Here is a 22,446-nt window from a genome sequence, read left to right as displayed (position 1 = left end):
TGACAGGAGGGCGACCGCCATCGTCTGCTGACGATGACGTGATGGGCTCCGCGCTGCTGAGCGAACGATCAGTTCGGTATTCGAACACGTCCCGGAAACCGGTTCTCGGATCCGAGATTCCCAGGCTTCCTCCGCGTGTCCTCCCCGTTCGTTCGGCCGTCCTCGGGTATCGCGGAATCGGTTAGGCTGTGTACAGTTTTCCGAGCACCGTCACGCCGAAGCCGAACGCACATCGGGTGATATCCCGAAGGAGTAAAGTGAACGACGAAGCAACCCCTCTCAAGTTCAAAGTCAATCGCGATGTCCTCGCCGACGCCGTGACCTGGGCGACCAAGACCCTCCCCAACCGCCCCTCTGCTCCCGTCCTCACCGGAATCCTCATCACCGCCGAGACCGGCGGGACCGTTCGCCTCGCCGTCTTCGACTACGAAGTCTCCTCGCGAGTCGAGATCTCCGCCGAGGTGGTCTCGCCCGGCACCGTGCTCGTCTCCGGCCGCCTCCTCGCCGACATCTCCAAGGCCCTGCCCAACCAGGAGGTCACCCTCGAGCAGATCGGCTCGAAGGTCGACGTGACGTGCGGATCCTCGCGCTTCTCCCTGATGACGATGCCCGTGGCCGAATACCCCTCGCTGCCGCAGGTGCCCGACGACTCCGGCACCGTCTCCGCCGGCGAATTCCAGAACGCCGTCTCCCAGGTGACGATCGCGACCTCGAAGGACGACACCCTGCCGATCCTCACGAGCGTGCGCGTCGAGATCGAGGGTGAGAAGGTGACGCTGCTCGCCACCGACCGCTACCGGCTGGCCGTCCGCGAATTCACGTGGAATCCCGGGCGCCCCGACGTCTCGGCGGTCGCTCTGCTGCGCGGTCGCACCCTCTCCGACGTCTCGAAGTCCCTCGGCGGTGACGTGACGATCGGTCTGAGCACCGATTCTGGCAAGGATCTCATCTCGTTCACCTCGGCGGGACGGGTGACGACCTCGCTGCTCGTCGAGGGCGAGTACCCCAAGGTCCGTTCGCTCTTCCCCGACTCCGTGCCGATCCACGCGATCGTCGAGACCGCAGTCCTCCGCGAAGCCGTCCGCCGTGTCTCCCTCGTCGCCGAGCGCAACACCCCGCTGCGCTTCGAGGTCACCGACGGCCTGCTCACCCTCCACGCCGGCACCGGTGACGACGCGCAGGCGTCTGAGGCCGTCGAAGCCGTCCTCGAGGGAGAGCCGATCACCGTCGGCTTCAACCCGCACTACATCGCCGAGGGCCTCGCCGCCATCGAGAACCCGTACGTGAACTTCTCCTTCACCCAGCCGATGAAGCCCGTCATCATCTCCGGGCAGAAGGACCTCGAGGCCTCGGCCGACGAGTCGTATCGCTACCTGCTCATGCCCACGCGCATCTGAATGTGGATATCCCGACTCTCGCTGCGTGGCTTCCGGTCGTACCCTGAGCTCGATCTCGAGTTCGCGCCCGGGGTGACGACCTTCGTCGCCGACAACGGTACCGGCAAGACGAACGTCGTCGAGGCGGTCGGGTACCTCGCGCACCTGCGCTCGCATCGTGTGGCCTTCGACGCCCCGCTCGTCAATGAGGGCGCGAGCACGGCGACGGTCTCCGCGCTCGTCAACCGCGGGCAGCGGCATGCAACGGTCGAGGTCTCCATCCAGTCCAAGGGTGCGAACCGGGCACGGGTCAACCGGTCCCCGGTGCGGATCAGGGAGATCCTCGGGCTCGTCTCCGCCGTCGTCTTCGCCCCCGAGGACCTCAGCCTCGTCCGCGGGGAGCCGGCGGAGCGGCGTTCGTGGATCGACACCCTCGTCGTCGCCCGCAATCCCCGCTTCGCCTCGGTGATCACGGACTTCGATCGGGCCCTCAAACAGCGCAACGCCCTGCTCAAGCGGCTGCGCGAGGACCGCGATCCCGGACTCGAGGCGACCCTCGACATCTGGAACATGGCCTACGCCGACTCCGCCGCCGAACTCGTCTTCGGTCGTCAGCGGGTGCTCGCCGACATCGTCGCCCCGCTGCAGGAGAACTTCGCGTACATCGCCGCCGATGCCCGACTCGAACGGCAGGGAGTCACGGTCGCCTACGATTCGCGCATCGACTACTCGCAGGTCGCCTCGGCCGCCGAGGCGAAGGAGCTCCTCCTCGCCGCCCTGGAGAGGCGACGGACGACGGAGATCGAACGCGGACTCACTCTCCACGGACCCGGCCGCGACGACATCGCCCTGATGATCGGCTCCCACCCGGCGAAGGGCTACGCCTCCCACGGGGAGACGTGGTCGCTCGCGCTCGCCATGCAGCTCGCCGGCTGGGACCTGCTCAGCGCCGACGCCGGAACGCCTGCCGAACAGCCGATCCTCGTCCTCGACGACGTCTTCGCCGAACTCGACACCGGTCGGCGCAGCCGGCTGGCCTCGCGGATCACCGAGGCCGAACAGGTCCTCGTCACCGCGGCCGTCGATGCGGACCTGCCGGACGGCCTCGGCGGTGAGCGCATCGGCCAGGCGGCCCTCCTCGGCGCGGGAGCCCAGCGATGACGGGAGGCCGGGCATGAGCGGGATCGAGCGGGATCCCTCGACCCCTGTCGCGGCCCTCGAAGCCCTCGACCGGGTGCGCCGGATGGAGGTCACCGAGGCGCGGTTCATCCGCGGGCGCCGCCGCTCCCGCGTCCGCACGGACGTCACCTACACCTCGGCGGGCAAGGACAGGCGGGACCCGACGTCGATCTCCTCGGTCCTCGGCGGCTTCATCGCCACCCAGGGATGGTCGTCGTCGATCGACATCGGCAAGGTCCTCGGCCGCTGGTCCGACCTCGTCGGCGAACAGGTCGCCCGGCACGCCACTCCCGTCGACTTCTCCCCGCCGCTGCTCGTCATCGCCGCGGACTCGACGACGTGGGCGACGCAGCTCCGTGTCCTGCGCCCGACGATCCTCCGTGCCCTCGAGGCGGGACTCGGGTCCGCGACGATCACCGAGCTCGAGATCCGGGGGCCGCAGGGACGCAGCTTCAAGAAGGGCCGGCGCAGCGTGCGCGGGCGGGGTCCGCGGGACACCTTCGGGTGAGCTCGGACGCTGCCGACGACCCCCGAACCCGGAAATCCACAGAAAGCCACCAGCGGCCATAGCCGGGTCCCATCGTGTCCGGGGGTACGTCAGCCGGTCGGAAAAAGCGGGAGAGGACGTTTCTGGGCCGCTTGCGGGCATTTCTGTCCGCCGCGCGGTAGAATGGACAGCTGATAGCGTTCATTTGCACGAGGAGTCACATGACGACCGAGGAACAGTCCCACTACGATGCCGGGGATATCACGGTACTTGAAGGTCTCGAGGCAGTCCGCAAACGTCCAGGCATGTACATCGGGTCGACCTCGGAGCGTGGTCTCCACCACCTCGTGCAGGAGATCGTCGACAACTCCGTCGACGAGGCGATGGCCGGGTACGCCGATGACATCGATGTGACGATCCTCGCCGACGGCGGCGTGCGCGTGGCCGACAACGGACGCGGAATGCCCGTGGCGATGCACCCGACCGAGCACAAGCCCACCGTCGAGGTCATCCTCACCATCCTCCATGCCGGCGGCAAGTTCGGCGGCGGCGGCTACGCCGTGGCCGGCGGTCTCCACGGCGTCGGTTCGACCGTCGTCAACGCGCTCTCCGAGCGCCTCGACGTCGAGGTCATGCGCGACGGCTACCACTGGACGATGGACTTCCGCCGCGGCGTGCCCACCGGTGAGCTCCAGCGCGGAGAGCCGACGGAGGCGACCGGGACGATCGTGACGTTCTGGCCCGATGCCGAGATCTTCGAGACGACCGACTTCTCGTACGAGTACCTGCGCGCCCGCTTCCAGCAGATGGCGTTCCTCAACAAGGGCCTGAAGATCCGGCTCATCGACGAACGCCACGTCCAGGTCGACGACGACAACGTCCAGATCGACGAGGACGAAGAAGCCGAGGCGAAGCCGCGCGAGGCGACGTACCTCTACGAGCACGGGCTCCTCGACTACGTCCAGTACCTCAACTCGGCGAAGAAGGTCGACCTCATCAACCCCGACATCATCGTCTTCGAAGCCGAGGAGGCGGGGCAGACGCTGTCGCTGGAGATCGCGATGCAGTGGACGACGGCGTACAGCGAGTCCGTCCACACCTACGCCAACGTCATCAACACGCATGAGGGCGGGACCCATGAGGAGGGCTTCCGCACCGCCCTGACCTCGCTGGTCAACGCCTATGCCCGCGAGCAGAAGCTGCTGCGGGAGAAGGATCCGAACCTCACCGGCGACGACATCCGCGAGGGCCTGACCGCCGTCATCTCCGTCAAGGTCGGCGACCCCCAGTTCGAGGGCCAGACGAAGACGAAGCTCGGCAACTCCGAGGTCAAGGGCTTCGTCCAGCGCGTCGTCCGCGACGAGCTCGGCCACTGGTTCGAGTCGAACCCCGCTCAGGCCAAGGACGTCGTCCGCAAGGCGCTGCAGGCCTCGCAGGCCAGGCTCGCCGCGCGGAAGGCCCGCGAGGCGACCCGCCGCAAGGGCCTGCTCGAGACCTCCGGCATGCCCGGCAAGCTCAAGGACTGCCAGTCCAAGGACCCGGACATCTCCGAGGTCTTCATCGTCGAGGGCGACTCGGCCGGCGGGTCCGCCGTGCAGGGCCGCAACCCCTTCACGCAGGCGATCCTGCCGCTGCGCGGCAAGATCCTCAACGTCGAGAAGGCCCGCCTCGATCGGGCCCTGGGCAACAACGAGGTCCAGGCGATGATCACCGCCTTCGGCACCGGCATCGGCGAGGAGTTCGACCTCGAGAAGCTGCGCTACCACAAGATCATCCTCATGGCCGACGCCGACGTCGACGGCCAGCACATCACGACGCTGCTGCTCACGCTCATCTTCCGGTACATGAAGCCGCTCATCGAGCACGGGTACGTCTACCTCGCGATGCCGCCGCTGTACAAGATCAAGTGGTCGAACGCGCACTACCAGTTCGCCTACACCGACAGGGAGCGCGATGCGCTGCTCACCGCCGGCAAGGCCGAGGGCAAGCGCCTGCCCAAGGAGCAGGCGATCCAGCGCTACAAGGGTCTGGGCGAGATGAACTACGAGGAGCTGTGGGAGACGACGATGGATCCCGACACCCGCCTGCTCAAGCAGGTCACCCTCGACGATGCGATCGTCGCCGACGAGATCTTCACCGTCCTCATGGGCGACGACGTCGACTCGCGTCGCCGCTTCATCCAGGAGAACGCGAAGGACGTCCGCTTCCTCGACATCTGAGCACGACCTCGCCGAGGTGGCCCCACCTCGGCGAGGGATCCGCTGCGCATTCCATCCGCCGCCGTTCGCGTCCGCAGAGATGACGCCAGAAGAACGGTTCGAACACAAGGGAAGAGCCCACATTGGCTGACGAATTCGAAACACCGACCGAGATCAACCGGGTCGAACAGGTCGATCTCAACCTCGAGATGCAGAGGTCGTACCTCGACTACGCGATGAGCGTCATCGTCGGGCGCGCACTGCCCGACGTCAGCGACGGCCTCAAGCCCGTCCACCGCCGCGTCCTCTACGCGATGTACGACGGCGGGTACCGTCCCGACCGGAACTTCTCGAAGTGCGCCCGCGTCGTCGGCGACGTCATGGGTCAGTACCACCCGCACGGCGACTCGGCGATCTACGACGCCCTCGTCCGCCTCGTCCAGCCGTGGACGATGCGCTACCCGCTCATCGCCGGCCAGGGCAACTTCGGCTCGCCCGGCGACGACGGTGCCGCGGCGCCCCGGTACACGGAGTGCAAGCTCGCTCCGCTGGCGATGGAGATGGTCCGCGACATCGACGAGGACACCGTCGACTTCCAGCCCAACTACGACGGCCGCAGCCTCGAACCGGTCGTCCTGCCCTCGCGGTTCCCGAACCTGCTCGCCAACGGTTCGGCCGGCATCGCCGTGGGCATGGCGACGAACATCCCGCCGCACAACCTCCGCGAACTCGCCGCCGGCGCTCAGTGGCTGCTCTCCCACCCCGAGGCGACGAAGGAAGAGGCGCTCGAAGCCCTCCTCGGCATCGTCAAAGGCCCCGACTTCCCGCTCGGCGCCACAATCCTCGGCCACAAGGGCATCGAGGACGCCTACCGGACCGGTCGCGGTTCGATCACCCAGCGCGCCGTCGTCGAGGTCGAGGAGATCCAGGGTCGGACCTGCCTCGTCGTCACCGAGCTGCCCTACATGGTCAACCCGGATACCCTCGCCGCGAAGATCGCCTCCTACGTCAAGGACGGCAAGGTCGCCGGCATCGCCGACCTCCGCGACGAGTCCTCGGGCCGCACGGGTCAGCGGCTGGTCATCGTGCTCAAGCGCGACGCCGTGGCCAAGGTCGTGCTCAACAACCTCTACAAGCACACCTCGCTGCAGGAGAACTTCTCCGCGAACATGCTCGCGCTCGTCGACAACGTGCCGCGCACCCTCTCCCTCGACTCGTTCCTGCGCCTGTGGGTCAAGCACCAGATCGAGGTCATCGTGCGCCGGACGAAGTTCCGTCTGCGCAAGGCCGAGGAGCGCGCCCACATCCTCCGCGGCTACCTCAAGGCCCTTGACGCCCTCGACGAGGTCATCGCCCTCATCCGCCGCTCCCCGTCCTCGGACGAGGCGCGGGCGGGACTGATGGAGCTCCTCGAGGTCGACGAACTCCAGGCCAACGCCATCCTCGATCTCCAGCTGCGCCGCCTCGCGGCCCTCGAGCGGCTGAAGATCCAGGAGGAGTCGGAGAAGATCGAAGCCCTCATCGCCGAGTACAACCTCATCCTCGAGACCCCCGCCCGGCAGCGGGAGATCGTCTCCGAGGAGCTCGACGAGGTCGTCGAACGCTACGGCGACGACCGGCGGACGAAGATCCTCGCCGGCTTCGATGGGGACGTGTCGATGGAGGACCTCATCCCCGAGGAGGAGGTCGTCGTCACGATCACCCGCGGCGGGTACGCCAAGCGGACCCAGTCGACGCTCTACCGCGCGCAGCACCGCGGCGGCAAGGGCATCAAGGGCGCCCAGCTGCGCGGCGACGACGTCGTCGAGCAGTTCTTCGTCACTTCGACGCACAACTGGCTCCTCTTCTTCACCAACACCGGACGCGTCTACCGGGCCAAGGCCTATGAGATCCCTGAGGGTTCCCGGGACGCGAAGGGACAGCATGTTGCGAATCTCCTGGCACTTCAGCCGGGTGAGACGATCGCGAAGGTGCTCTCGATCCGCGACTACGACGAGGCGGAATTCCTCATCCTCGCGACCAAGTCCGGAGTCGTGAAGAAGACCCGCCTGAGCGAGTACGACTCGAACCGCACCGGCGGCGTCATCGCCATCAACCTCCGCGAGTACAAGGGCGAGCCGGACGAACTCGTCTCCGCCCGCATCGTCTCCTCCGAGGACCACCTGCTCCTCATCTCGCGCAAGGGGATGTCGATCCGCTTCGCTGCCGATGACGATTCGATCCGTCCCCTCGGCCGCGTCACCGGCGGTGTCACGGGCATGAAGTTCAAGGACGACGACGAACTGCTCACCATGGACGTCGTTCAGCCGGGCACGTACGTCTTCGTCGTCACCGAGGGCGGCTACGCCAAGCGCACCCCGGTCGATGAGTACCGTGTGCAGGGCCGCGGCGGCCTCGGCATCCGAGTTGCGAAGATCACCGAACAGCGCGGAGACTTGGTGGGCGGCCTCATCGTCGACGAGGGTGAAGAGGTCCTCGTCGTCATGGAGCGCGGTAAGGTGGTGCGGTCGAACATCGACGAGGTTCCTGCGAAGGGACGCAACACCATGGGTGTGGTGTTCGCGAAGCCGGGAAAGAATGACCGTATCATCGCAGTAACCCGTGGACCCGAGACCGCGGTGGAAGACGAAGACGAAGCCGAGGCAGTCGAAGCTGAGGTCGTGGCACCGGAGGCGGAGACGCCTGAGGCCGTCGAGACCGAGACCGGCAGCGAGGATGTGGAAGAGTGAGCGACAACAAGCAGACAGGACCCGGCAAGATCATCAGGACGTCGAGCGGATCGACCCGCCTGACCGCCGGCTCCTCGAAGACCGACTCCTCGTCCGGCTCCTCAGGCTCTGCGGGCGCCGGCAACCGCTCGGGGGGATCCAAGCCCGCCGCTGCCCCGAAGACGGGCACGACGTCCACTCCCGCCTCGGCGAAGGGATCGCGGACCGACGACAAGTCGACCGTCGTCGCCCCTCCTGCCCCGAAGGCCTCACCGAAGCCCGGACGGGCCCCCTCCACGGGCTCCGGTCCTGCCACGGCCGCGGCGTCGACCGCCTCGGCGGAGACCTCAGCGGCAGGCCAGGGCACCGGCAGCGGTCCGGCCACCTCGGTGATGGGCAACGTCGCGAACACGGTCCGGGCGAGCTCCGGGGGCGTGAAGATGGGCGTGAAGAACATGGTCGACAACGGGAAGGGAAAGAAGAAGAAGGGTCCCCGGACCGTTCGCCTCACCGTTGCCGCCGTCGACCCGTGGTCGGTCATGAAGATGTCGTTCCTCATGTCCGTGGCCATCGGCATCGCCACAATCGTCGCCTTCGTCGTCCTCTGGGTCGTCCTCCAGGCCACCGGAGTGATGAGCGGACTCGAGGCCACGATGACAGAACTCGCCGGTGCGGAGTCCGCTGAGCGCCTCATCGGCATCTTCGGCTTCGGTCGGGTCGTCGCTGCCGGCTTCATCATCGCGATCATCAACATCGTGCTCATGACGGCGCTGTCGACCCTGGCTGCGTTCATCTACAACATCGGCTCTCTCATCGCCGGCGGGTTCCACCTCACCCTCACCGACGACTGACGAAGTGTCCGTCCCCGGACGGAATCGACGCGGATCCGCGGGCTGTGAGGCGTGTCACGGCTCGCGGATTTGTGCAGGGGATGACCGGTTCGGTATATTTTTACTTCGGGTTCACCCCGAAAGGGCCTATAGCTCAGGCGGTTAGAGCGCTTCGCTGATAACGAAGAGGTCCCTGGTTCAAGTCCAGGTAGGCCCACTTCCTTTCGAGGAGGATCATGAAGAAGTGGATTCTCTCCGGGCTCACGCTCGTGGGGCTGGGAGTGTTCTTCCGGTGGCGGCACACGAATCAGCGTGCCCAAGCCGAGTGGTCAAAGCACACCGATTCGGTGTAGGGTGATTACCCACCTGGGGGTATGGCGCAATTGGTAGCGCATCTGCTTTGCAAGCAGAGGGTTAGGGGTTCGAGTCCCCTTACCTCCACTCGAGTAGTTTTGAGACAGCACTCGTAACACGAAGGCCCCGAACCTGATGGTTCGGGGCCTTCGTCGTGGTCGGCCAGTCGAGAGCTACGCCTGGTAGGCGATCACCCCCATCATCCCGGCCTCTCCGTGGTAGACGTTGTGGCAGTGGGTGAGCCACCGACCCGGGTTGTCCGCGTCGAAGTCGACGGTCAGGGTCGCCCCGGGCAGGACGATCGACGTGTCCTTCCGTGGGCCTCCGCCAGCGAGCTGATACGTGTGCCCGTGGAGGTGGATGGGATGCCACATGTCTGTGTCGTTGACGAAGCGCACCCGCACCCGGTCGCCCTCGGAGATGCCCCACGCGTTCTCGAGCGGTTTCGCATGGTCGAAGCGGTTCCCGTCAAAGGCCCAGTCGTATTTCGCCATCGACCCGGTGAGCCGGATGGTGATCTCCTCATCGGGCGTCTTCGACGGCAGCGCCACTGACTTGGCGGCGGTGAGCACCTCGGCCGTCAGCGGCGCGGCCCCGAACTCGCCGATCTCCCCGTCGAGGGCGGGAGGCTGCCCGGACCCCGCCCGGAGTAGAGCATGCGTGCGCTGGGTCTTGCCCTCCGCCTCGGCGACGAGGGCGAAGACACCGTCTCCGACGGTGACGATCGCGTCATACCGCTCGCCCATGCCGAGGAGCAGCGAGTCGGTCTCCGTCGGCTCGACGGGGAAGCCGTCGGTGTGGGTGACGGTGAGGCGGTGCCCGGTGAGGGCGAGACGGAACGCGGTGTCGCCGCCGGCGTTGATGATGCGCAGGCGGATCCGCTCGCCCGGCTTGGCGGTGAAGGTCTCCGGGTCGTCGGGACCGCGGCCGTTGACGAGGTAGTGCGGGTAGAACACGTCGCCGGCATCGCCGCCGAGGACATCGGAACTCGCGCCCATGAGGGTGTTGCCCATCCGCATCGGCCCGCCCATGCTGCCGTGGTCCATCCCGCCCATGTCCCCCATGCCGCGGGTGAGTTCGGTGAGGACCTCGTCCGGGGTCGCGGTGACGCCGTCGAGCCAGTCGTCGAGGATGATCACCCAGTCGCGGTCGTAGTCGAGCGTCTCCTCGGGGTCGTCGACGATGAGGGCGCCGTAGAGTCCCCGGTCGAGCTGAGCGCCGACGTGCGGATGGAACCAGTAGGTTCCCGGATGCGGGGCGATGAAGTCGTACGTGAAGTCACCGCCTGCCGGGACCGGTTCCTGAGTGACCGCGGGTACGCCGTCCATGTCGTTGCGCAGTGCGAGTCCGTGCCAGTGGATCGTCGTCTCCTCCGGCAGGCGGTTGCGCAGGGTCGCCTGGAGGCGGTCACCGGCGTTCATGCGGATGACGGGAGCGGGGATCTCCCCGAAGCTCCACGTCTCCGCGGTGGTCGTGCCGAGGGTGAGGGTCGAGGCGGCCGCGGTGAGGGTGACGGTGACGGTCTCGCCGGTGGTCTCGCGGTCGGCTTCGGCGTCGTCGACGCGCTGTGAGGCAGGGTCGAGGAAGTCGCCTCCCGAGGCCTGGGCGGCGCAGCCGGTGAGGGCGAGGACGCCGAGGGCTCCGGTGAGGAAGCCGCGACGATGCAGCGGACGCGAGTTGAGAGGTCGGTTGCCGGTCATGGTGTGTTCTCCAAATCAGTTGGATCGTGCTCACGGTGAGCGGGCGGTGCAGAGGCGCACAGGCGTGCAGCCGCTGAGGCGCGTCGGCGCGGTGTGCGGCGTGAGCCGAAAGAGGTTGGGTCGTGGTCGCTCACGGGAGCGTGATCGAGGTGTCGCCGGCCGGGAGGTGGCCGGCGACGATCACGGCCTACGTCCGACTGATGGAGAGAACGGTGAGACTCGGCGCGTGCGAGTCCGGAGGTGCAGGGATGCGCGCGATGACCGGGCGCGACCCGGCCGTGTCACCGCGCGGGAGGCGGAACACCGTCCCCCGGGACCGGGGCAGGAGGAGGGAGAGGACGATCGCGGCCAACGCGCACATGAGCATGACGATGCACGGGGTGAGCGGATCGTGGTCACCGGCGCACGGCATGTCGGCGCAGGTCACGGCGGTGATCTCGTCGTTTGCGGAGATCTGCCCGACGTCGGCAGGCTGATGCCCGCCCATCGCCGAGGCGGCTCCCGGTGCCGCATAGCCCGACGCACCGTGGGAGGACCCCGACATCCCGTGCGCGGTCGACGTCACGGACCCCGTCATAGCGCCCGACATCTGGCCGGACATCGCGTCCGACATCTCCCCGGCGTGGGGCAGCGCGAGCAGGCCCGCGGCCATCGTCAGCGCCGCGATGAGGAAGAGGACCATGCGCACCGACGATGGGCGCCTGCGGGAACGCGAGGGCGCTCCCGAGACGCGCGCAGCGGTTGCAGATCCTGATGAACTCATACCCAGTCAGGGTATCTGCTCGCGCGGCGTCGGGCAACGACGACGCGGTCCCCGAGCCGCCGGCGGGGTCGGTTCAGCAGCCGGCTCAGCATCCGGCTCAGCTGCCGGCGAGCATGTCCTTGACCATGGGCACGACCTTCTCGCCGTAGAGGCCGATCGAGGTCTGCCGCGTCTCGTGGGTGACCTTGCTCTGGTCGTACTTGAGGTCGAAGCGGTCGATACCGAGGGCCGTGATCGTCGTCGCGATCTTCTTCGCCACCGTCTCGGGCGAGCCGACGTAGAGCGCGCCGGTCTCGATCTCGGCCTCGAAGTCGCCGGGCTGCGGGGGCGGCCACCCGCGTTCGCGGCCCATCCGCCTGCGCATCGCGGTCCACCCGGGTTCGACGATCTCGCGGGCGAGCTCATCCGACTCGGCGACGAGACCGGGCGAATGGACGGCGATCGGCCGGTGCTCGATGCCGTATTCGTCCTGGGCACGGTGGAAGAGGTCGATGTAGGGGGCGAAGCGCTCGGGCTGCCCGCCGATGATCGCGAGGAAGAGACTGAACCCGTACTTCGCTGTGCGCACCACCGACTCGGGGCTGCCGCCGACCCCGACCCAGGCCGGGATGGGCTTCTCGGTCGAGGGGAACACCTGCTGGTTCGACAGCGCGGAGCGTGTCGTCCCCTGCCAGGTCACGGGCTGGTCCCGCAGGAGCTTCGCGAGGAGCTCGAGCTTCTCCTCGAAGAGGACCTCGTAGTCGCTCAGGTCGTATCCGAAGAGCGGGAACGATTCGATGAATGACCCGCGGCCGGCGACGATCTCCGCACGCCCGTTCGAGACCGCGTCGAGGGTCGCGAAGCGCTCGAAGACCCGCACCGGGTCATCCGAGCTGAGCACCGTGACCGCGGATCCCAGTCGGATCCGCTCAGTGCGTCCCGCGATCGCCGCGAGCACCATCTCGGGGCTGGAGACCGCGAAGTCGGGGCGGTGGTGCTCACCGACTCCGAAGAAGTCGAGCCCCACCGAATCGGCGAGCACGCCGTCGGCGACGACGTCGCGCACCGTCTGCGCATGGGTGATGAGTTCGCCGTTGTCGTCCTCTGTGAGCGCACCGAAGGTGTCGAGCCCGAATTCCACATCTGCCATGCCCTGCCAACGCCGAGGCGGGACAAAAGATTCCGTGTCCGTGCCGTGTGGGAGCCTGAAGGCTGAGCGGCCTGCGCCGGCGACGACGAGCGGAGTACTGTGAGAACGGTGGGAGAATTTCCCCACCACCCGGAATAAAGCCGCACGGACGCGCCGTTGCCTGCTGTGTCTGCCTGAAATCCGCCTCTTCCGATCGGAGACCAGACTTGTCGAGTGACAAGAACACCGCCCAAGCACCGTCGTCCCACGACGATGTGATCGACCCGGCGGGGATGCGGGTCATCTGGCTCCTCCTCGTCGCCGCGTTCGTCGCGATCCTCAACGAGACGACGATGGCGATCGCCATCCCGGAGCTCAACCGTTCGCTCCACATCCCGCCTGAACTCGGGCAGTGGCTGACGAGTGCGTTCATGCTCACCATGGCCGTCGTCATCCCGACCACAGGGTTCCTCCTCCAGCGGTTCACGACACGGCAGGTCTTCCTCACCGCGATGATCCTCTTCTGCCTGGGCACACTCATCTGTCTGCTCTCGCAGGGCTTCCCGATGCTCCTCGTCGGACGCGTCGTCCAGGCGGGCGGCACCGGCATCATGATGCCGCTGCTCATGACGACGATGATGAACGTCGTCCCGCCGCATCAGCGGGGACGCATGATGGGACGGGTGAGCCTCGTCATCTCACTCGCTCCGGCGATCGGACCGACGATGTCGGGCATCGTGCTCGACTCCCTCGGCTGGCGCTGGCTCTTCGGCATCGTCCTGCCGATCGGGCTCATCGCCCTCGGTCTCGGTGCGAAGTGGATGACCAACCTCGGCGAGACCACCCACGCCCCGATCGACGTCGTCTCGATCATCCTCTCGGCGTTCGCCTTCGGCGGCATCGTCTTCGGCCTCAGCCAGTTCGGCGGCGGCGAATTGGGTGCCGGCGCCTCGGCCGGAACGGGCCTGGCCTGGGCGTCGATCGCCGGGGGGCTCGTCTTCCTCGGACTCTTCGTGTGGCGTCAGCTCGTCCTCATCAGAGCCGATCGGGCGCTGCTCGACCTGCGCGTGTTCACCTCGCGCAACTACGTCCTCTCGGTCATCATCATGGCGGTCGTGGCGCTGTCGATGTTCGGCACGCTCTCCCTCCTGCCGCTCTACCTCCAGAGCGTCGTCGGCCTCAATGCGACCCAGTCGGGCCTCGTCCTGCTCCCGGGATCGGTGCTCATGGGCCTTCTCGGTCCGGTGATGGGCCGCATCTATGACGCGAGAGGCCCACGGACGCTGCTCATCCCCGGCACGATCCTCATCGCCTCGGCGATGTTCGCGTACTCGAACGTCGGAATCGGCACCCCGATCTGGGTCCTCGTCATCATCCAGATCGCGATGTCGCTCGGACTCGCCGGGTCGTTCACGCCGCTCTTCTCGGCATCGCTGGGATCGCTCGAACGGCGTCTGTACTCCCACGGATCCGCTGCGCTCAACACCCTGCAGCAGGTCGCCGGCGCCGCGGGCACGGCGCTGCTCATCTCGATCTACTCGGCGGCTCTGCACGCGGGCCAGGCCGCCGGCAAGAGCGTCGCGGAGGCCGGGGCTCCGGGGGCTCATTCGGCGTTCCTCCTCGCTTCGGCGATTGCGCTCGTCCCCGTCGTCCTCGCCTTCTTCATCAAGAAGCCCGAAGACCAGAAGACGCCTGACGATCACGCGGTCGCCCTCGAGAGCTGACCTCGGCGGCCTCGGCGATCGGGGCGAGCATCGACGGTGAGGCCGTCGAACTCGCCCTCGATGCTGCCGAGGCGATCCGGTTCGAGAGCTGAGGTGTCGGAGTCCGGCACCTGGTGCCAGAGGCTGGGTCAGACTCTCGGGCTCAGGCGCTGATGTCCGCGGTCACGGGAGTCTCGGCGACCGCCTGCTTCCGACGCAGCTCGCCTCCCCGACCGAGACCGGCGACGAGGAAGACGACGAGACCGGCGAGGGTGACGAGCGCTCCGGCCCACAGAGGTGAGGCGTAGCCGAGCCCTGCGGCGATCGTCAGGCCGCCGACCCATGCGCCGAAGGCATTGCCGACGTTGAAGGCCGCGATGTTCGCGCCCGAGCCGAGCGTCTGGGCACCCTCCGAGTGGCCCATGATCCGCATCTGCAGCGGCGGGACGGTTGCGAACCCGAAGCCGCCCATGAGGAAGAGGGCGACGATCGTCGCAATCTGGTTGCCGGCGACCTGCGAGAAGACGGCGAGGATGACGATGAGGCCGATGAAGAGGGTGAGCAGGGTCGCGCCGAGGTTCCTGTCCGCAGCCCTGCCGCCGAGGAAGTTGCCGACGAAGAGGCCGACGCCGAAGAGGACGAGCAGCCACGGAACCGTCGAGGCCGCGAATCCGCTCACACCGGTGAGGGTGAAGGCCATGTAGGTGAAGGCGCCGAACATGCCGCCGTAGCCGAGGATCGTGATGAGGATCGACGCCCATACCTGAGGCGAGCGGAAGATCCGGAACTCGCTGAGGATGCTGCCCGTCGAGGTCGAGTGGACGCTCTCCCTGGGGACGAGCGTGACGATGCCGATGAGGGCGATGATGCCGATGACCGAGATCGCCCAGAACGTCGAACGCCACCCGGCAGCCTGGCCGAGGAACGTGCCGAGGGGAACGCCGAGGACGTTCGCGCTGGTCAGACCCGCGAACATCATGGCGATCGCCGCAGCCTGACGGTTGGGAGCAACGAGACTCGCGGCGACGACGGAGCCGATGCCGAAGAACGCTCCGTGGCAGAGGGCCGCGACGATCCGGCCGATCATCATCATCTCGTAGCTCGGCGCCATCGCGGAGAGTGCGTTGCCAAGGATGAAGAGGACCATGAGTGCGATGAGTGCGGTCTTCCGGTTGACGCGGGTGAGCGCGACCGTGAGGAGGATGGCGCCGACGGCGACAGCGAGCGCATAGCCCGAGATGAGATAGCCGGCCACGGTCTCGGTCACCGCGAAGTCCGCCGCCACTTCGGGCAGCAGACCCATGATGACGAACTCCGTGAGTCCGATGCCGAACCCGCCGATGGCGAGGGCGAGCAGTGCGAGGGGCATGGAAGGTCCTTCCGATGGGAATGAGAAGTGGTTGGTCGGGTGGTCCGCGGACGGTGCACCCGCAATATGCGGCGTGCGCAGTAGTTGCACACGCATCGATATAGATACTTGCACACGCGTTCTATCTGCGCAAGTCGTGTATCATGGAAGGACGAACGAAGTGAGGAGAAGCACGTGGGGATCAGGGACGACGCGGTGGAGATCCGGGCCCGGGGCTGGCGCACGCTCGCGGCCCTGCACGGACTCATCGACACCGAGCTCGAGCGCAGCCTGCAGCGCGAGCACGGGCTTTCGGTCGTCGAATTCACCGTGCTCGACGCGCTGAGCAGGCAGGACGGCTGGCATATGCGGATGCGACAGCTCGCCCGCGCGGCAGCGCTGTCCTCGAGTGCGACGACGCGGCTCGTCACCCGACTCGAGGACCGCGGTCTGCTCACCCGCATCCTCTGCGCCGACGACCGGCGCGGCATCTACACCGAGCTCACTCAAGCAGGTGAGAAGCTGCTCGCCGCAGCCAAGCCGACGCATGATCGAGTCCTCGAAGAGGCGCTCGCCGAGGCACGCGAGACCCCGGAGCTCGAACCTCTCGTCTCCGCGCTCTACGCCGAAGCGCCGGTCGCCTGAGCCCGGCGGGTGCGGGCCTCGTGCAGGTGCGCACCGGTGAGGCTCTCTGCCTCCTCGGCGAGATCGACCGGGGTGCCCGTTGCGACGATCTCACCGCCGTTGTCACCGGCCCCCGGACCGAGGTCGATGATCCAGTCGACGATCGAGAGCGTCCTCAGGTCGTGATCGGCGATGACGACCGTGTTGCCCGCGTCGACGAGGAGCTGGAGCTGACCGATGAGCATGTCGATGTCGGACGGGTGGAGACCCGTCGTCGGTTCGTCGAGGATGTAGAGGCTGTGACCGCGCGCTGAGCGGTGGAGTTCGGAGACGAGCTTGATCCGCTGCGCCTCCCCGCCCGAGAGCGTCGGCGCCGACTGACCGAGGCTGACGTAGCCGAGTCCGATGTCGGCGAGCAGGGTGAGGATCTTCGCCGCCGGCGGCACATCGGAGAGGAACTCGGCCGCCTCGTCGACGGTCATCGCGAGGACATCGGCGACCGACCTCCCCCGGTAGGTGACCTCGAGGGTCTCCGGGTTGTAGCGCTTGCCGTGGCAGACCGGGCATGGGGCGGTCTCCGTGGGCATGAAGAGGAGTTCGATGCTCACGACCCCGTCTCCGAGGCAGTTCGGGCAGCGCCCCTCGGGCTGGTTGAAGGAGAACCGTCCGACGCCGAAGCGGCGTGCCTTCGCTTCCGGCTGGGCGGCGAAGAGCCTGCGGACGGTGTCGAAGAGTCCCGTGTAGGTCGCCAGCGTCGACCGGGAGGTGCGGCCGATGGGACGCTGATCGACGACGATGACGCGATCGATCGCCTCGAGGCCCGTCGTCGATGCGGTCGCCAGCTCGTCGTTGCCGAGGTCCCAGACCGGCACTCCGTGGGAGATCTCCTCGGCGATCTCGACGGACTGCGGGTTCCTCTCCTCGTCGGCGGTCACCTCGGCGAGGTCGAGGGTGGTGCGGACGGCATCGGCGAGTGCCGTGAGCACGGAGGTCTTCCCCGACCCGGAGACTCCGGTGATCGCGGTGAACGCATGGAGGGGGAGGCAGACGTCGATCCCGGTGAGATTGTGGCCGGTGACGCCGAGGAGGCCGATCCACTCGGTGAGCGCGCGGGGAGCCGGTGGCGACGGCGGCAGCGGAGGAACCGGACCGAGGTAGCGGGCGGTGACGGATTCCGCCACCTCGGCGATGCCGTCGGCCGGACCGTTGTAGAGCACGCGTCCGCCGTAGCGCCCGGCCCCGGGACCGAGGTCGACGATCCAGTCGGCGGCGCGGATGACGGGGGCGCTGTGCTCGACGACGAAGATCGTGTTGCCCTCGTCTCCGAGCCGGCGCAGGGCACCGAGGAGGAGCTCGAGGTCGGCGGGGTGGAGTCCCGCCGAGGGTTCGTCGAGGACGTAGAGGACTCCGAAGAGCCCGCTGCGCAGCTGCGTGGCGAGGTGGAGGCGTTTGAGTTCGCCGCTCGAGAGCGTCGAGGTGGGGCGGGCGACCTCGAGGTAGCCGAGGCCGAGGCCGATGAGAGTGCCGAGCTGGTCGACGAGGACGTCGATGAGGGCCTGGGCGGCCTGGTTGCGTTCGACGGAGAGCTCCCCGGTGGCCGGGTGGGTGCGGGCGTTCTCGAGGAAGGAGACGAGCCCGGTGAGCGGAAGGCGGGCCGCCTCGGCGATGTCGATGCCGGCGATCGTCACAGCCAGGGCTTCGGGGTTGAGGCGTTTGCCGTGGCACGTGGGGCAGAGCCTCTCCGTCATGAAGGATGCGGCAGTTGCGCGCATCCGCGCCGAGGCGGAGTCGGCGAAGGTGTGCTCGACCCAGCGCTTGGGGCTCATGTACGTGCCCTTGTAGCCCTCCTTGACCTCGACCGTGGGCTGGTCGTCGGTCGTGAGCACCCATTGCCGGGTGTCAGCGGGGAGGGAGTCGAAGGGGACGTTGATGTCGATGCCGAGGTCGCGGAGCACCCGACGGTTGTTCTTGCCTCCGAAGGCGCCCGGCCAGGCGACGATCGCTCCGTCGTCGATGCTCAGCGACGGGTCTCCGACGAGGCGGTCCTCGTCGACCTGGAGGAGGCGGCCCATGCCCGAGCACGTCCGGCACGCGCCGACCGCGGTGTTCGGGGAGAAGCTGTCGGAGTCGAGCGGGGCGGCGTCGCGGGGGAAGGTGCCGGCGAGGTCGGCCGGTCGATAACCCTCGGGGTATGTGCCGGAGCGGGAGTAGAGCATGCGGAGGACGTTCGAGACCCGCGAGACCGTACCGACGGTCGACCGGGTGCTGCCCGACTGCTGCTGTTGGAGGGCGACGGCGGGAGGGAGTCCGGTGATGACGCGGACGTGGGGAGCCGAGCCCTGGTCGATGAGGCGGCGGGCGTAGGGGGCGACCGACTCGAGGTAGCGCTGGCGGGACTGGGTGTAGATCGTGCCGAAGGCCAGCGAGGACTTGCCGGATCCGGAGATCCCGGTGAACGCGACGACGGTGTCGCGGGGGATGTCGAGGTCGACGGCGCGGAGGTTGTGTTCGCGGGCGCCGCGGACGGCGATGTGTCCGGCGACGACGTCGCTGGTGAGACGATCGGCGGTCATGGGTTCGATCCTAACGGCGGGGGTCTTCATCCTATGAAGCAGGTGGAGACGACTCCGGCCGACAGCGAATGCTTCGCTGTCGGCCGGATGCGGTCGATGTCTGTTCCGTGGAGGGGAACCGTGCTTCAGGAGTTCTCGTCGCGCTCCTTGTCCGCCTGTGAGAGGTCGCTGGCGGCCACGGAGCGGACCTCCTCGGAATCTCCGTCACGGGTGAGGTCGCCGGCTTCGGAGGCGACCCAGGCACTCGTCTCGCCGCCGCGGTCGTCGGACTGACGGAGGACGCTCGCTGCGACGGAGCGCTCCTCCTCGGTGGCGTTGGGATCGGACATGATGCGAGCGGCTTCGGATGCGCTGACCGAACCGGATTCTGAGGTGTTCTCGGACATGTGCTGACCTTTCTCGACTGTGGGGCGGAAACCCCCGTGGGGCTGTGGGTCGGACCCCTGTGGATGGGTGTTCTGTCTGGCATCGGCCAACTGGGGGAGTCCACAGCTTTGAGCCAATTCACATTGTTGAATGTGAAACCGTGGCGGGCCCGGTCAGACGCACAGCGTGAGTGGACAGCGATGTGCCGTGGTCCCTCAGGGGTGGACGCGGATGAGGTGCTCGTTGGTGAACGCCCGCAGAGCCCATTCGGCGTTCTCGCGGCCATAGCCGGAGCGGTTGATGCCGCCGAAGGGGTATTCCGGTCCCGACTCCATGTGGGAGTTGACGAAGCTCATGCCCGCGTTGATCTTCGCGGCGAAGCGCTCGCCCTTCTCGAGGTCGTCCGTCCACACCGAGCTCATGAGCCCGTACTCGGAGTGGTTGGCGATCTCGAGGGCGTCCGCTTCGTCTTTCGCCCGGTAGATCATCACGGCCGGACCGAAGAGCTCGTTGCATCCGAGGTCGGAGTCCGGGTCGATGTCGGTGAGCAGGGCCGGGGACATGAACCAGCCGGGACGGTCGAGCTTCTGCCCGCCCGTGTGCAGTGTCGCGCCGTTCTCGACGGCCTTCGCGATGCGCTCGACGATCTCATCTCGTGCGCTCTCCGAGGACAGCGGCCCCATCCCGACCTCGGGATCATCGAATGTCGAGACCTTCGTCGCCTCGACGGCCTTCTTCGCCTCGGCGACGAATTCGTCGTAGAGCTCGTCGACGACGATGAAGCGCTTCGGGGAGGTGCACACCTGTCCGGCGTTCGTCAGGCGGATGCCGACGACCTTCTTCGCGAGTGCGGGAACGTCCGTGGAGTCGAGGTCGACGAGGGGGTCGTTGCCGCCGAGTTCGAGGACTGAGCGCTTGAGGTACTTCGCGGCGATGCCCGCGACCGAGGCACCGGCCGCTTCGGACCCGGTGAGGGAGAAGCCCTTGACCCGCGGATCCTTGAGGACCTCCTCGGCGTGGGAGCTGTCGAGGTAGATGTTCTGGTACACGCCTTCGGGCAGGCCCGCCTCGACGAGAAGGTCGGCGAAGTACTGCGAGGACACGGGACAGATCGAGGCCTGCTTCATGATGATCGCGTTGCCGACGACGAGGTTCGGGATGACGAAGCGGGCGATCTGGTTGTAGGGGAAGTTCCACGGCATGATGCCCAGCAGCACGCCGAGCGGATCGTGGCGGACGTAACTGCGGGCGGCTCCGGCGGAGGGCAGTTCGGTGGGGTTGAGGTATTTGTGGGCGTGGTCGGCGAACCAGCGGGCGGTGCGGGCGACCTTGTCCACCTCGGCGAGGCCCTGCTGCTTCGGCTTGCCCATCTCACGGCCGATGATGTCGGTCATCTCATCGGCGTTCTCATCGACGAGGTCGGCGAACCGTCGGAGGATCGCCGAGCGTTCGATGAGGGGTGTGTCCTTCCACGGCTCAAAGGCGGTGTGGCCGCGGTCGATGTAGCCAGGGATCTCCTCGACGGGGACCGAGGGGAACTCCTCCTCGACTTCACCGGTGTTGGCATTGGTGAGTGCGAACTTGCTCATGGACGATCCTTTCGCGATGGAGGTGGGGACCTCGGTGAGGCGGTGTCCGCAACGAGGGCGGAATCCCCGTGTGGACTCCTCGGTGGAAATCCTCGTTGAGACTCCCCTTTCGAGGGTATGCCTCTTAAGGGAACACGGGGAGAGGGTGAGGAATTCCTGAAACGCCGCTTGTCGGATTCCTCGAACCTCGCCGAGGTGATCCCGGACAGACAGCGGCACCGGCCATTGTGCGGGGCTGGGGCTCCGAGGTCACTGCGGCGATGAGGCTCCGCGCTGAATGTGCAGGGCTCGTGGAACCGCCGCGGCGTGGGCCTCCAGTGACGACGATGGGGTTCCGCGGGGACGGTCGCGGGCATAGGGTGGGCAGCATGGAGAGAGTGAACGGAATCGGCGGATATTTCCTGCGTGCCAGCGATCCCGATGCACTGTCGGCCTGGTACCAAGACCGGCTCGGGGTCGACACCACCGAGGGAGTGTGGCGGCAAGAGGCGGGGCCGACCGTCGTGGCGGCGTTCGAGGCGGAGACGGACTACTTCGGCGAGCGTGCCGACGGGTTCGGGCGACAGCAGACGATGCTCAACTTCCGGGTCGACGACCTCGACGCGATGCTCGAACAGCTCCAGGCCGCCGAGGCGGACGTCGACGATGAGATCCAGGAGATGGAGGGCATCGGCCGCTTCGGTTGGGTGACCGATCCCGAGGGCAACCGGATCGAACTGTGGGAGCCGGCGCCCGAGACGCTGGGGGATCCTGACGCGGAGGGTTGAGCCCGTCACAAGTGGTTCAGTCGGAGCGGTCGGCTCGGCCGGCGCCGTCGGTTCGGTCGGCGCTGGCGCTTGACCCCTTCCGCCGGTGTACTCGTCACCGACGGTTGAATCCACCGCCGATCTCCGACTCCGCTGCCGTCGCCTGATTCCACTGCCGAGATCACCTCAACGTCGACCGATGGATCTCTGGTGTGTCCGGCATCGGCTCCGCTCCGCCTTGCAGATTACGGTGCAGACACGTCGACTTTTTGCGACAGCGTTCATCGGCGCAATGCGGTGCCTGTTTCCTCAGAACGGTGGTGGGTCGGTGACGGGGTCGTGGTCCCAGTTGATCACCGGGGGTGGCTGTCGGGTGAAGCTGGTGTCGTACTCCGTGACAGGACCGCGAGTCACGAAACCCGGTCCGGCGTTCGCGGTGGTTGGGTTCGCGGTCGTCGGGTTCGTGTTCGCGCTCGTCGCGCTGGGATCCGGCGGCGTGGTGTCGAGATTCGCTGTCGCGGGGTGTCCCGAGGTCGACGATGCGTCGACCGTGCTCTCCCAGGGAGCACGGGTATCGCTGTCGGGATCGACGGCCAAGATCCAGGGATCACCTGGCGTGTTCTGCGGTGACCGAGTTGCCTGAATGGGTGCACTCGCTGGGACGGGCTGTCAAGCCCCGGGTTTCGTAGAGGCTCCTATTCTTGGTTTCCTAAGCAGCCGCGGGTTCTGTCCCGGACTGGTTGATCCATTCGGAATGGACCTCGACGGGCGGTCGGTAGTTAATCGCTGAATGC

17 protein-coding genes and 2 tRNA genes are annotated in these 22,446 nt (G+C 67.2%); 12 read left to right on the top strand and 7 right to left on the bottom strand.

Translation table 11 applies throughout. The annotated features are described in order from the left end of the window. Positions 1-257 precede the first annotated feature (257 nt). The 8 genes from dnaN to BC102111_RS00060 all read left to right on the top strand — a co-directional run bounded on the left by dnaN (position 258) and on the right by BC102111_RS00060 (position 9,219). The gene (gene dnaN, locus BC102111_RS00095) at positions 258-1,397 is read left to right on the top strand and encodes a DNA polymerase III subunit beta (protein WP_009376899.1); all 1,140 of its coding nucleotides are present in this window, start codon (positions 258-260) and stop codon (positions 1,395-1,397) included. Next, a complete protein-coding gene (gene recF, locus BC102111_RS00090) occupies positions 1,398-2,537 on the top strand; it encodes a DNA replication/repair protein RecF (RefSeq protein ID WP_063250779.1) in 1,140 nt (379 codons plus the stop codon). A 13-nt stretch (positions 2,538-2,550) separates the two neighbouring features. Next, the gene (locus BC102111_RS00085; RefSeq protein ID WP_009376903.1) at positions 2,551-3,063 is read left to right on the top strand and encodes a DciA family protein; all 513 of its coding nucleotides are present in this window, start codon (positions 2,551-2,553) and stop codon (positions 3,061-3,063) included. 200 nt (positions 3,064-3,263) lie between these two features. After that, entirely contained in the window at positions 3,264-5,261 is a 1,998-nt protein-coding gene (gene gyrB / locus BC102111_RS00080; RefSeq protein ID WP_009376905.1) for a DNA topoisomerase (ATP-hydrolyzing) subunit B, read from the top strand. 122 nt (positions 5,262-5,383) lie between these two features. Then, on the top strand, positions 5,384-7,969 hold the full coding sequence (gene gyrA, locus BC102111_RS00075) for a DNA gyrase subunit A (RefSeq protein WP_009376908.1): 2,586 nt from the start codon (positions 5,384-5,386) through the stop codon (positions 7,967-7,969). Next, entirely contained in the window at positions 7,966-8,799 is an 834-nt protein-coding gene (locus BC102111_RS17910; protein ID WP_009376910.1) for a DUF3566 domain-containing protein, read from the top strand. Before gyrA ends, BC102111_RS17910 begins: the two co-directional genes overlap by 4 nt. 122 nt (positions 8,800-8,921) lie before the next feature. After that, positions 8,922-8,995: transfer RNA gene (locus BC102111_RS00065), tRNA-Ile, on the top strand. Between the two features lie 151 nt (positions 8,996-9,146). Continuing rightward, positions 9,147-9,219: transfer RNA gene (locus tag BC102111_RS00060), tRNA-Ala, on the top strand. Positions 9,220-9,305: 86 nt separating this feature from the next. Here the strand turns inward: BC102111_RS00060 and BC102111_RS00055 are convergent. From BC102111_RS00055 to BC102111_RS00045, 3 genes are all read right to left on the bottom strand, one after another. After that, positions 9,306-10,832 (bottom strand): multicopper oxidase family protein, encoded by a 1,527-nt coding sequence (locus tag BC102111_RS00055; protein ID WP_101623303.1) that lies wholly within the window; start codon positions 10,830-10,832, stop codon positions 9,306-9,308. A 187-nt stretch (positions 10,833-11,019) separates the two neighbouring features. Then, positions 11,020-11,595: a hypothetical protein gene (locus BC102111_RS00050; RefSeq protein WP_131248437.1), complete on the bottom strand. Its 576-nt coding sequence runs from the start codon at positions 11,593-11,595 to the stop codon at positions 11,020-11,022. A 97-nt stretch (positions 11,596-11,692) separates the two neighbouring features. Further along, positions 11,693-12,724 (bottom strand): Atu2307/SP_0267 family LLM class monooxygenase, encoded by a 1,032-nt coding sequence (locus BC102111_RS00045; RefSeq protein WP_101623301.1) that lies wholly within the window; start codon positions 12,722-12,724, stop codon positions 11,693-11,695. Positions 12,725-12,930: 206 nt separating this feature from the next. Here BC102111_RS00045 and BC102111_RS00040 point away from each other — a divergent pair, with 206 nt between their 5' ends. Beyond that, positions 12,931-14,427, top strand: a complete 1,497-nt coding sequence (locus tag BC102111_RS00040) for a DHA2 family efflux MFS transporter permease subunit (protein WP_101623300.1) — start codon at positions 12,931-12,933, stop codon at positions 14,425-14,427. A 142-nt stretch (positions 14,428-14,569) separates the two neighbouring features. On the opposite strand, the gene BC102111_RS00035 is transcribed toward BC102111_RS00040, so the two are convergent. Continuing rightward, positions 14,570-15,775 (bottom strand): MFS transporter, encoded by a 1,206-nt coding sequence (locus BC102111_RS00035; protein WP_101623299.1) that lies wholly within the window; start codon positions 15,773-15,775, stop codon positions 14,570-14,572. 174 nt (positions 15,776-15,949) lie between these two features. Between BC102111_RS00035 and BC102111_RS00030 the strand changes: the two genes are divergently transcribed. Continuing rightward, a complete protein-coding gene (locus BC102111_RS00030) occupies positions 15,950-16,399 on the top strand; it encodes a MarR family winged helix-turn-helix transcriptional regulator (protein WP_009381257.1) in 450 nt (149 codons plus the stop codon). Here the strand turns inward: BC102111_RS00030 and BC102111_RS00025 are convergent. The 3 genes from BC102111_RS00025 to BC102111_RS00015 all read right to left on the bottom strand — a co-directional run bounded on the left by BC102111_RS00025 (position 16,375) and on the right by BC102111_RS00015 (position 20,906). Next, complete coding sequence (locus BC102111_RS00025; protein WP_101623298.1) at positions 16,375-18,951, bottom strand: excinuclease ABC subunit UvrA; 2,577 nt, start codon at positions 18,949-18,951, stop codon at positions 16,375-16,377. The genes BC102111_RS00030 and BC102111_RS00025 overlap by 25 nt on opposite strands. A 125-nt stretch (positions 18,952-19,076) precedes the next feature. Then, a complete protein-coding gene (locus BC102111_RS00020) occupies positions 19,077-19,337 on the bottom strand; it encodes a hypothetical protein (RefSeq protein WP_009381251.1) in 261 nt (86 codons plus the stop codon). Positions 19,338-19,532: 195 nt separating this feature from the next. After that, a complete protein-coding gene (locus BC102111_RS00015; RefSeq protein ID WP_101623297.1) occupies positions 19,533-20,906 on the bottom strand; it encodes an NAD-dependent succinate-semialdehyde dehydrogenase in 1,374 nt (457 codons plus the stop codon). A 368-nt stretch (positions 20,907-21,274) separates the two neighbouring features. Between BC102111_RS00015 and BC102111_RS00010 the strand changes: the two genes are divergently transcribed. Next, the gene (locus BC102111_RS00010; RefSeq protein ID WP_101623296.1) at positions 21,275-21,673 is read left to right on the top strand and encodes a VOC family protein; all 399 of its coding nucleotides are present in this window, start codon (positions 21,275-21,277) and stop codon (positions 21,671-21,673) included. 361 nt (positions 21,674-22,034) lie between these two features. Beyond that, the gene (locus BC102111_RS17505) at positions 22,035-22,295 is read left to right on the top strand and encodes a hypothetical protein (protein ID WP_180960553.1); all 261 of its coding nucleotides are present in this window, start codon (positions 22,035-22,037) and stop codon (positions 22,293-22,295) included. The last annotated feature ends 151 nt before the right edge of the window (positions 22,296-22,446 follow it).

Origin of the sequence: Brevibacterium casei CIP 102111, assembly GCF_900169275.1 — a bacterium.
Classification (GTDB): Bacteria; Actinomycetota; Actinomycetes; order Actinomycetales; family Brevibacteriaceae; genus Brevibacterium; species Brevibacterium casei.
This window is presented reverse-complemented; position numbering and strand designations above follow the sequence as displayed.

Excerpts from the sequence above, each read along its gene's own strand:
- recF (WP_063250779.1), top strand. The coding sequence starts at position 1,398 with ATGTGGATATCCCGACTCTCGCTGCGTGGCTTCCGGTCGTACCCTGAG.
- BC102111_RS00085 (WP_009376903.1), top strand. The coding sequence starts at position 2,551 with ATGAGCGGGATCGAGCGGGATCCCTCGACCCCTGTCGCGGCCCTCGAA.
- gyrB (WP_009376905.1), top strand. The coding sequence starts at position 3,264 with ATGACGACCGAGGAACAGTCCCACTACGATGCCGGGGATATCACGGTA.
- BC102111_RS00055 (WP_101623303.1), bottom strand. The coding sequence starts at position 10,832 with ATGACCGGCAACCGACCTCTCAACTCGCGTCCGCTGCATCGTCGCGGC.
- BC102111_RS00050 (WP_131248437.1), bottom strand. The coding sequence starts at position 11,595 with ATGAGTTCATCAGGATCTGCAACCGCTGCGCGCGTCTCGGGAGCGCCC.
- BC102111_RS00045 (WP_101623301.1), bottom strand. The coding sequence starts at position 12,724 with ATGGCAGATGTGGAATTCGGGCTCGACACCTTCGGTGCGCTCACAGAG.
- BC102111_RS00035 (WP_101623299.1), bottom strand. The coding sequence starts at position 15,775 with ATGCCCCTCGCACTGCTCGCCCTCGCCATCGGCGGGTTCGGCATCGGA.
- BC102111_RS00025 (WP_101623298.1), bottom strand. The coding sequence starts at position 18,951 with ATGACCGCCGATCGTCTCACCAGCGACGTCGTCGCCGGACACATCGCC.
- BC102111_RS00020 (WP_009381251.1), bottom strand. The coding sequence starts at position 19,337 with ATGTCCGAGAACACCTCAGAATCCGGTTCGGTCAGCGCATCCGAAGCC.
- BC102111_RS00015 (WP_101623297.1), bottom strand. The coding sequence starts at position 20,906 with ATGAGCAAGTTCGCACTCACCAATGCCAACACCGGTGAAGTCGAGGAG.
- BC102111_RS00010 (WP_101623296.1), top strand. The coding sequence starts at position 21,275 with ATGGAGAGAGTGAACGGAATCGGCGGATATTTCCTGCGTGCCAGCGAT.